13 protein-coding genes and 1 pseudogene are annotated in these 9,025 nt (G+C 39.5%); 6 read left to right on the top strand and 8 right to left on the bottom strand.

Going from position 1 to position 9,025, the window contains the following annotated elements; genetic code table 11:
* Positions 1–95 precede the first annotated feature (95 nt).
* From C0033_RS09055 to C0033_RS09045, 3 genes are all read left to right on the top strand, one after another.
* Entirely contained in the window at positions 96–530 is a 435-nt protein-coding gene (locus C0033_RS09055; protein WP_180994652.1) for a hypothetical protein, read from the top strand.
* Between the two features lie 166 nt (positions 531–696).
* A complete protein-coding gene (locus C0033_RS09050) occupies positions 697–1,218 on the top strand; it encodes a DNA-deoxyinosine glycosylase (RefSeq protein ID WP_242984459.1) in 522 nt (173 codons plus the stop codon).
* A gap of 37 nt (positions 1,219–1,255) precedes the next feature.
* Positions 1,256–1,747, top strand: coding sequence for a PTS glucose transporter subunit IIA (locus C0033_RS09045; RefSeq protein ID WP_103227534.1), 492 nt, complete (start codon positions 1,256–1,258; stop codon positions 1,745–1,747).
* A gap of 164 nt (positions 1,748–1,911) precedes the next feature.
* Here C0033_RS09045 and C0033_RS09040 read toward each other — a convergent pair whose 3' ends face one another.
* The 6 genes and pseudogenes from C0033_RS09040 to C0033_RS09020 form a co-directional block, all read right to left on the bottom strand.
* Positions 1,912–2,448: a hypothetical protein gene (locus C0033_RS09040; RefSeq protein ID WP_103227533.1), complete on the bottom strand. Its 537-nt coding sequence runs from the start codon at positions 2,446–2,448 to the stop codon at positions 1,912–1,914.
* A 51-nt stretch (positions 2,449–2,499) separates the two neighbouring features.
* Positions 2,500–3,480 carry a nucleoside recognition domain-containing protein gene (locus tag C0033_RS27430; RefSeq protein WP_347501083.1) on the bottom strand — a complete coding sequence of 327 codons (981 nt, stop codon included), beginning with the start codon at positions 3,478–3,480 and terminating at the stop codon, positions 2,500–2,502.
* Between the two features lie 366 nt (positions 3,481–3,846).
* Positions 3,847–4,233: pseudogene (locus tag C0033_RS27425) on the bottom strand (FeoB small GTPase domain-containing protein); the annotation flags it as partial.
* Positions 4,234–4,268: 35 nt separating this feature from the next.
* Positions 4,269–5,657 carry a recombinase family protein gene (locus C0033_RS09030; RefSeq protein WP_180994651.1) on the bottom strand — a complete coding sequence of 463 codons (1,389 nt, stop codon included), beginning with the start codon at positions 5,655–5,657 and terminating at the stop codon, positions 4,269–4,271.
* Between the two features lie 172 nt (positions 5,658–5,829).
* A complete protein-coding gene (locus C0033_RS09025; RefSeq protein WP_103227531.1) occupies positions 5,830–6,312 on the bottom strand; it encodes an ImmA/IrrE family metallo-endopeptidase in 483 nt (160 codons plus the stop codon).
* A gap of 14 nt (positions 6,313–6,326) precedes the next feature.
* Positions 6,327–6,965: a helix-turn-helix transcriptional regulator gene (locus C0033_RS09020; protein WP_103227530.1), complete on the bottom strand. Its 639-nt coding sequence runs from the start codon at positions 6,963–6,965 to the stop codon at positions 6,327–6,329.
* Positions 6,966–7,110: 145 nt separating this feature from the next.
* On the opposite strand from C0033_RS09020, the gene C0033_RS09015 reads away from it, so the two are divergent.
* Positions 7,111–7,326 carry a helix-turn-helix transcriptional regulator gene (locus tag C0033_RS09015; protein WP_207656866.1) on the top strand — a complete coding sequence of 72 codons (216 nt, stop codon included), beginning with the start codon at positions 7,111–7,113 and terminating at the stop codon, positions 7,324–7,326.
* A gap of 16 nt (positions 7,327–7,342) precedes the next feature.
* On the top strand, positions 7,343–7,495 hold the full coding sequence (locus tag C0033_RS27005; RefSeq protein ID WP_180994650.1) for a hypothetical protein: 153 nt from the start codon (positions 7,343–7,345) through the stop codon (positions 7,493–7,495).
* Here C0033_RS27005 and C0033_RS09010 read toward each other — a convergent pair.
* Together C0033_RS09010 and C0033_RS09005 are read right to left on the bottom strand one after the other, a co-directional pair.
* The gene (locus C0033_RS09010; RefSeq protein ID WP_103227529.1) at positions 7,492–7,878 is read right to left on the bottom strand and encodes a hypothetical protein; all 387 of its coding nucleotides are present in this window, start codon (positions 7,876–7,878) and stop codon (positions 7,492–7,494) included. The two genes, C0033_RS27005 and C0033_RS09010, sit on opposite strands and share 4 nt — an antisense overlap.
* An 18-nt stretch (positions 7,879–7,896) precedes the next feature.
* Positions 7,897–8,406: a hypothetical protein gene (locus tag C0033_RS09005; protein ID WP_146043754.1), complete on the bottom strand. Its 510-nt coding sequence runs from the start codon at positions 8,404–8,406 to the stop codon at positions 7,897–7,899.
* Positions 8,407–8,748: 342 nt separating this feature from the next.
* Here C0033_RS09005 and C0033_RS27000 point away from each other — a divergent pair, with 342 nt between their 5' ends.
* Positions 8,749–8,907, top strand: coding sequence for a hypothetical protein (locus C0033_RS27000; protein ID WP_180994649.1), 159 nt, complete (start codon positions 8,749–8,751; stop codon positions 8,905–8,907).
* Positions 8,908–9,025 lie beyond the last annotated feature (118 nt).

The raw sequence follows: 9,025 nt of genomic DNA, 5'->3' as shown, positions 1-9,025 counted from the left end.
TCTTAAAATAAATGTAATATACTGGAACAAAAGCTCGAAATGTATGAAAACATAATTAAAAGAATTAAGAAAAAAAGAAAAAATCTTACTATTTTATGAATGTGATTGCATTCTCAGCACAATTTGTTATAATTCATTACGTCGCTGAAGAAACGATAATAAGGCGGCAAAAGGGAGAATTAATTATGAAAAAAACATTTAAAAAAGGTATGTGCGCAGTAGCTTTAGCAGCTATGTTAGCTGTATCCGTAACAGCTTGCGGCGGTGAGAAAGCAGAATCCACAAATGCAGAAACAACAGTAGAGACAACTGTTGAAACAACAGCTGAGGAAACAACAACAGAAGAAACAACTGTTGCTGATGAAACATCTGCAGAAGGCGAAACAAGCGCAGAAGAATCCAGCGTAGAAGAATCAACAGAAGAAGCAGCATCTTTAGAAGAAGCAGAATCTGTTGAAACAGAAGAAGCAGATTCTGAATCTGTAGAAGCTAATGCAGAAGAAGCTGAAAGCACAAGCGCAGCTCAGTAATTAAAAAAAGCCGTCAGCGGCTTACATAAGGAAAGGCAGCTAAGGGTTTGGTTGAACCTGAGGCTGCTTTTTTCAATTATATAATTTTAATTCAGCCAAATGATGTAAAAAAGAAGATTTTGCGGTATGATAGAGAAGACAGAAGATATAAAAAGGTTCAAATACGATGGCGGCATCAACCGCCAGCAGAATAGAGGTTAATATGTCAGAAGTTGTACAACATCAATTTGATCCAATCTATGATTCCGATTCAGAAATTTTAATATTGGGAACCATCCCTTCTCCAAAATCGAGAGAACAGGGATTTTACTATGGCCATCCCAGAAACCGGTTCTGGAAAGTTCTTTCAGATGTTTTGAACGAGCAAATGCCAATATCAATAGAAGAAAAGATAATTATGGTAAAAAAGCACCATATCGCTTTATGGGATGTTCTCGCCAGCTGTGAGATTCAGGGAGCCGATGATGCCAGCATTAAGAATCCGGTTGCCAATGATATGGACATCATTTTAAAACAGGCCAGCATACGGAAAATCTTTACAACAGGCAGCAAAGCGACCGCTTTATATAAGAAATACTGTTACCCGAAAACTGGAATCCCATCTGTCATGCTGCCGTCCACCAGTCCGGCCAACTGCAGGATTCAGTATGAACAGTTAAAACAGGAATACAGCATTATTCTTGACTGAAACCATAGAACGGTCCTACGAAAAGGAGAAGAAACCAATGTTCGCATTTATGAAGAAAAAGAACCAGCCAAACCATTTAAAAGCTTTTGTTTCCGGAACGGTTATTCCCATGGATCAAGTGCCTGATCCGGTATTTTCCACCAAACGGTTGGGAGATGGAGTTGCGATTTATCCGACAGAGGGGCAGGTTGTGGCGCCTGCGGACGGAGTGATCAGCGTTGTTATGGACGATTCCAAACATGTCATAGGAATGACGCTGTCAAATGGAATCGAAGTTTTAATTCATGCCGGTTTGGATACGGTTGCGTTAAACGGCGAGGGATTTGTGCTTTGCACGAAAGCGGGGGCTAAAGTGAAGTGCGGAGATATTTTACTAAAGTTCGACAGGAAAATAATCGAAGAGAAAGGTTATTCCGATCTGGTGGTTTTTGTTATCACCGATCTGAAAGGCCATGAGTCCCCCAAATATCTGACCGGTATGGATGCAGCAGCAGGGCAGACTGTGATTGCAGAATGGGAAAAGGCATAGAACGAATCCAACAGCAAATGGCGGCCGTTTCTGTTCTGTACGTCCTTTTTGAATAAATTAGCTGTATGAATCTGAGCGTTTATCCAAATCGGAGCGGAACAACCAAAACGGCCGCCATTTCTGTCAAATTTCAAGCAAAGCGGGACGTAAATCCGGCTGAAGCATTATCCTATCATTTCCGGCGGAATTAATAAGGTCCGCCGCGTCAGTTTTAATGCCGTATCTTCTTTATCAGTGGTGAGTATAACCAGCTTCTTTTCCAAGAATGGTTTCATATAAGAAGCGATGTTATCCACATGTTCGATAAAAAAATCTCCGTTTGTCAACAAAAAGATCAGTTTTGAACGTGCATAAAATAGTTGGAGCTGCCGGGCCAGTTCATCAACCGGTTTGACTTCCGTAATAGTTTCCCAATCATCAAAGAAGCGTCCCATCTGCAGAATCGGCATTGGAGTCACTGATTTAACCATTTCTTTTCCATTTTTCCATATGATTGTATTCAGCAGCACATTCCGAAAGACAGGGCTGTGAGCTTTTAACGCCTTTATTAAATCTCCGGTCAATGTGGCTGACGTATTCCGGTCCAAAGCGCTGTCGAAAACAATTGCCATCTCTAAAATACCGCCTGAATAGTTGCCCGGGACATGGAGAACCTGCTCCACAAAATTCATACATTTTAATTTTGTAACCTGACTGATCATAGATATCAGAGCCTCCGCATCATCAATTTATATTCAGTAGGTATTATACACCTAGATCAGAAGCCGGGCAACCGAAGACACGATCACACATAGACAGAATCCTAAAAGGGTGGGCAGCAATACGGCCACTGCGGTCCACTTCCAGGAACCGGTCTCCTTGTGGATTGTCAGGCAGGTTGTGGAACAAGGCCAATGGAACAGACAGAATATGAGCATACAGACTGCAGTAACCCAAGTCCAGCCATGGCTGACCAGCAGGTCTTTTAAAGCGGCGATGTCCGTCATTTCCACCAGAGTTCCGGTTTGCAGATAGGCCATGAGGATAATCGGAAGAACGATTTCATTTGCAGGGAAGCCCAGAATAAAAGCGACCAGAATGACGCCGTCTAAGCCCATCAGTTTTGCCAAAGGATCGAAAAATCCGGTTAAAATGAGCAAAATGCTTTGGCCGTCCACATAGGTATTGGCAAGAACCCATATAACAAGCCCGGCAGGAGCAGCCACTGCAATCGCCCTGCCAAGGACAAATAATGTCCTGTCAAAAATGGAGCGGACTATAACTTTTCCGACCTGAGGTCTTCGGTAAGGCGGCAGTTCCAATGTGAAAGAAGAGGGAACCCCTTTTAACAAAGTATGTGACAGAAGCCAGGAGCAGCCAAGCGTCGCCATAACTCCGCCTACGATGGCCAAGGTTAAAATAGCCGCGGAGCCGAGAGAAGCCAGGACTGAGTCATGAATGCCTGCAATAAAGAAAAGCGTAATCAGCGTAAACAGCGTCGGAAATCTGCCGTTGCACGGAACCATGGCATTGGTCAGAATTGCGATTAAACGCTCCCTGGGCGAATCGATAATCCGGCAGCCCACAACACCGGCCGCATTGCAGCCCAGCCCCATAGCCATAGTCAGACATTGCTTGCCGCAGGCCTTGCATTTTTGAAATGCATGATCCATGTTAAATGCCACACGCGGAAGATAGCCCAGATCCTCCAATAAAGTGAACAGCGGGAAGAAGATCGCCATCGGAGGCAGCATAACCGCTACAACCCATGCCAGAACTCTGTAAACGCCATATACAAGCACTCCGATCAGCCAGGACGGTGCATGAATGGAGATCATCCATTGGGCCAGACTTGCTTCTATAAAAAACAGTCCTTTCCACAGCAGTTCGCCCGGATAATTGGCCCCGGTCATGGTCAGCCAGAATACGCCTAAAAGCAAAGCAATCATCAGAAGCAGCCCGCTTATTTTTCCTGTCACAATCCGGTCTAAAAACTCTTCTCTGCGGCGGTAATCGGCTTTTGTATATTCAACCACTTCTTCAGCCAGACGTTTGGGCGAAAAATCCAGGCATTCATAGTGAAATGTCTGTGTTACGGCGTCCGCAACTGCTTTTTTCAGCGCTGTCAATGAATTTTGACATCTGGCGCAGCAGGAAACGACCGGGATCTGAATTACGTCTCTTAACAGGTCAAAATCGATTTCAATTCCCTTTTTACCCGCTTCGTCACACAGATTAATGCACAGAATGACCGGTTTTCCGGTATCTTTTAATTCATCCAGCGAGATAATCTGCTTTAAAAGATGAAGTCCGCGTTCCAGACAAGTGGCGTCACAGACCACAATCGTCATGTCCGCATCTCCTGAACTTAGATAATCTCTGGTGATTTCTTCTTCTTCCGAATGAGCTGATAACGAATAAGTACCCGGCAGGTCTACCAGAAGAAAGCTTTGAGCCTCGTATTCAAAGGTACCTCTAGCGGAGGCTACCGTCTTTCCCGGCCAGTTTCCGGTATGATAATTTGGTTAGAGGTAAAACAAAATCAAAAAAATATCTTAAAAGTACGCTGACGATTAGTACTTTTGGTAATTCGGATCTCCTTAATTATAGTACGCCAGAAACGTCGCTTTTCTTCATTGTCAAATGTTGCATAGACAGTTTCAAAATCACTGTTCAGCAATTCGGTAATCTTTGTGAAATCAACTGGTGATTCAATGATATCCGGAAGGCTTTCTAATTCCTCTAAATATTTAGCACGATCAACTTTATATTCATCGAGTGAGATAAGTTCGTCTACATATAGTTCTTTTAAACGATCCAGTTTTTTGCGAATAGCGTTCTTTCTTGCACGATTGTCTATTCTATTTTTGTTTTGATTGCTGTATTCTGCAATATAGGATTGAAGTTCTTCCCTAATGTGCGTCAATAAATAATCCTCAATTTTTTGCTCTCGTATTTCTCCACCGTTACAGCATTCCTTGTAAGCTTGAAAGCGCTTGCATTCATAACCAGGATATTGGTAACGATATTCCTTGCCGCTTTTTCGTTTGGTATATACGTTAATTTTACAGCCTGTAAGTTTATAACCACATTCGTCACAAACTAAAAGTCCAGAAAAAATATACGGATACCGTTGACTTGATTTTATGTTTAAGTTGGAATCCAAAATTTTCTGAATTTCATTCCATTCTTCATCTGATATTAAACGTGGACAGAAAGAATCATTATCACGAAACTTTCCAGTATATTTGGTATTACGCAAAATGCTATCTTTAAAATTAGCAAGTGTCATCGTTATGCCATGCTGACTTCTCATATATTTAATTGTGCCGTTTAAAGATTGTGTTTTTAAAAAATACAAGATACTATCGTAGATGGCTGGTGCTTCTTCTGAAAGAATAAGATGTTTGTTTTCGATCCGATATCCGCGCGGAACTTTTCCTGAGATCACCTCACCATACTTTACTTTATTTTTAAAAACGTCAACTATACGAATACCATCATTTTGAGCTTCCAGTTCTGCCCACATCATTGATTGAGCGACAAAAGCTCTGCCATGTGGGGTGCTGGTGTCGAAATATGGCTGATCTATGGCGGTCCAACATACGTTATGCTCTTCCAAGATAGCTTGGGTATTTAAGTAATGTCGTAAACTACGAAACCAACGGTCTAATTTGGTAAATATAATTAGATCAATTTCGTCTGATTTGACAGCATCCATTAGACGTTGAAAATCATCTCGCTCTAACTTTTGCCCTGAAATTCCGTCATCGGTGAAGATGCCTGCGAGAACCATGTTATCATGGTTATTTATGTATTCAAGGGTACGTTCCTCTTGATCGCGCAAAGAATCTCCATGTTTCGCTTGTTCGTCGGAGGATACACGCCTGTAGGAAGCAACCCTCATAATTGATTCAATTCTTTTTTTCATTCTATCATCTCCTTTAATCATTGTACGAAAAATAAGTACAAAAAATACGCCCCTTGCCAGGGCGTATCGGAAATGATATAATTCTATTGATGAGATAGAGTATATCTTCCGGAACATCCGGCAAGAGAAATCTATGTAAAAGCCGTTCGGTACGCCAATACCGGGCGGTTTTTCATTCTGCTTGAAGCCACACTAACTTATGAACAGCTAGTGCCGGTTCAAACGTAATTAAATAGTTTCCTTTGTAACATGTTTTTCCGAATTTAGATCGATAAGAATCTATGGCATCCTGGAGGAATTCTTCTGTAACATCCAAATATTCAGCAATTTCATAACGGTTTTGACAACCATTCAAACAAGCATCAATTAATTTATCAAGTGTTATCATTTTTTTATAAGCCCAAAGACGAGCTTTCTTTTCCTGTTTGCGATTAGTGTCATCTTTTTGATTAAGAATATTACCGCAGTTTAATTTATGATGTCCTAATTCTTCAGCAAGCGTGCAAGCTCGTTCGGCTTCGGTTTTTAAATTAGCGCTAAGGCCAATCACATCACCATTGATGAGACCTTTAGATTTTGATTCAAAATCAATGTTCTCCAATACATAGATACCATTTTGCACAGCCTCTTCCAATAATGATTCATATTTACTCATATAATCATCTCCAATTATTTCTGTGGACGTTTTAATTTAGATAGATCAGACTGTATTTTTTCCATCTCTCCATCTTCGTCGAGGTGATCGTTATGGGCTGCTGTCAAATATGGTGCAGGTGTTTCGGCAACCATAGGAGATTCTGATATCGTAAAGTCATATTGATCTGGTTCTTTCTCAGGATATATCTTCGCAAGATCTTCTATATTATCAAGAGCTTTTTTTTGGCCGACTTCATTTAGATGAGTATAATAATTTATAAGCCTTTTGGCACGTTCATCCTTGTGTGGCTCCATATACTCAATTATTATAGGTGTCTCGTCAGTTAAGTAATATACTATATCTTGTAATTTTTTTTCTGGACTATTTTTTAAAATTTTAAATATTCTAAGAAGATCAGGCTTTTCAAAAAACTCATGGGCGATCTGGAGGGTTTCGTCATCGCAATCCGTTTGTTCGTCAATACCGATAATATCTGTTTTTTTACAGTTAAGGGCGGCACTTATTTTTTCAACCATTCCCATTTTGGGTTCTGTCCGGTTGATTTCCCATGAAGAGACTGTTTTGTCACTTACTCCTATGAGTTCTGCTAAATCAGATTGTTTTAGATTCCTAATTTCTCTCCATTTTTTTATATTATCACCGATACTCATATATTTCACCATCCTTTAATGAAATTATATACGTTTTGTAGGATGATGTCAAATGAAATATGCAAAATGTAGAAAAAACAGTTGACAATCTACAAAACGTAGTCTATACTATGACTAATCCACAAAATGTAGGAGGTGATAAATAGTGGGATTAACAATGAGACAATGGAGATTGGCAAAAGAATTATCTCAAGAAGATATGGCTATAAAATGCGGAGTTCATAGAAATACATATGCTTCATGGGAAGAAAATCCAGATAACGTATCCGTAGGTAATGCCAAAATTATTGCAAAGGCATTGGGAGAGAGTGTTGAAATTATTTTTTTTAATGAGGAATCTACAAAACGTAGGAAAGAGTAAACGGGAGATGAGAGAGGTGAAAATAATAAAAAAGATAACCCAGAGGCTAAAAGAAAAATACTGGTACAGTGAGAGGATATACCAGTATGTGATAAGTGGAATTATGGGTTGGGCTATAACTTTAGTTATTTTTATAGTTTGGATCCTAAAATTTTATGTCTTTGATTAAAATAATTTGGCAAGATCACCCACTTCGGGGTTGTCAAAAGGAATATGTTCTTTTTCTATAATAGTTTCTTCAACAGGTCCCTCAAGCAATGGATTAATTATAAAGGATGGTGAGTTTTTACGTATGATTTTTCTGGGAAGCGAGTTTTCATATTTATCAGATTCAATGGTACACATATTATCTTGTACATGTATTACCTTTCCAGTACCTTTTACCAATTCTAAGTAACCGAGGGATTCTTTTGTTGCTGGATCGATAATCTCATGATCAGAAAGAGTATAAATCAAAAAACGATTATTCAAGTTTATACCATCGTTTTTTCCAACATTAAGAGATAGTTTGTAGTCATCATGAATATACACAACATAAATATTTTTTGACATATAATTAACTCCTTTATTTTACAATTGGATACTGTTTATAGTATCAAGGGTAATAGTTGGGCGAAGAATGATTGTTTCCATATTATCATTTATGTGAGCTATTAAATCTGGTATGTATTCGGAGGTGGAACATACTCTTATTTGTGCTAATCCAGCGCTGTTTATGTTTTCAACATATCCGTACCCAATTTGTTGTTCATAGCCTCGTATTTTTTCATAAAAGGTTACTAATGAATTGTTAGCTATTAAATTGTTTGGCCTACAAATACAGACATTATGATGACATTCTATTATGGGCAGAGTAGGTGATGATATTTGATGGTTATTGGTAATTTTTAGCTCTTTTAAATCTAAAAATAATTTCATACATAACCATAGGCTAAGTAGAAATAAAAAAAGTAATATTATGAATACAAAAAATGGTACCGCTGTTGTTGAAGGAAAAATATAGAGTAAAACGGCTGGAATTAACCCTATTCCAAATGAACAAATATTACTATAATCTTTAAAAAAATTTTTTATGTTCACAACTAATTTCACCACCTTTTGCCTAAATTCTACCATAGGTGGCAAGATAAAACAAGATGAAGCAAGGAACATGATATCTGTTAAAGGTAGTCATATAAAGGCTATGCACCTAAAAAGGCGGAAACAAGTACAACCAGTAGTACATACACTTTACCAGAGAGAGGTGGTAAAAATGAAAGACAGCGTTATAACGGTAGGGCAGTTAGATGTAGAGAGAGTTTTTAAAACTCTCGCCGCAATCATTGGTGATCGAACCAATACGGAAATCAGATTACTGTCAGTTTCAAAAAAGAAGAATACCAGAGAGGAAACCGCCTGAGGGCGGGAAGGGAGGACAAGCCCATGGATAAGTGGCAGTACTGGTACCGGCGTTATTGGGACAAGTCAGCGGAATATTGGGAAGCCAGACGGGAAGCCGAAGAAAAGACATGGTGGATGTTGGCGGAAGCGGCCGTGATCTGCGTCTGTGTGGTTGTTATTATAGGACTATTACGGACATGAAAGGAGGCGGTTGGGCTGATGGTATATAAAAATGAAACCCCAGCTGCGGGAACAGCCAGGGAATCAATGTAACTATTAATTACTTATCACCTTCAGTATGAAGGAAAAAGGAGGATTT

It is taken from the genome of Clostridium sp. chh4-2, from assembly GCF_002899675.1.
Lineage (GTDB): Bacteria > Bacillota > Clostridia > Lachnospirales > Lachnospiraceae > CHH4-2.
The sequence above is the reverse complement of the archived record's forward strand: the minus strand, read 5'-3'. Positions and strand labels throughout refer to the sequence as shown.